Source organism: Helicobacter sp. 23-1044, assembly GCF_053654695.1.
This window is the reverse complement of sequence record NZ_JBSIUQ010000035.1, coordinates 1-560: the sequence shown is the minus strand read 5'-3', so window position 1 is coordinate 560 and position 560 is coordinate 1. Positions and strand designations below refer to the sequence as shown.

Annotated in this window: 1 protein-coding gene; it reads left to right on the top strand. The window is 40.9% G+C overall.

Features of this window, described 5'->3' with window-relative positions; translation table 11 throughout:
* Nucleotides 1-560: hypothetical protein (locus ACWIUD_RS12075; RefSeq protein ID WP_454149415.1), on the top strand; the 560-nt coding region annotated here is incomplete at both ends.

The window sequence follows — 560 nt, the reverse complement described above, 5'->3', positions numbered from 1 at the left end:
GAATACGCAAATCTCAAACAAAACGAAATCTTTTTCTATAAAAACGCAGAATCTACCGCAAAAAATCGCAGAATCCAAAGAAACATTTCACGCAATCCCACAGATTCTGCGAATCGCCCCAAAATCGCAGAATCTAGCACAAAAAACTACCACTTCATCTTTACCCCCTTCATCAATTATAACTCTTTCGCACAGGCAGGAAACTACGCGCTAAGCGGATTTGACTATGGTTTCATCACCGCTTTTAGCGCAAATATCGCAGAATCGCACACACTTGGCACACACTTCGCCCTAACTTATGGCACATTACGCGACAAGCACAACAAAGATTTGGCAATCAAAAACCTAAATTTATTTGGCGGTTTGCACTACAAACTCGACTTGCCTTTTGCGCTGTTTTTAAAGGCACACGGGGACTTCTACTACTTTTCAAACGACTTAAAAACGCAATTTTTGGCAGATTTAAAACCGCAAAATTTGGGATTTGGATTTAGCGCAACTTTTGGCAAAACCTTTGATTTTCGCACAGGTGGGGCATTATCAATCGAAGCAGGATTTGA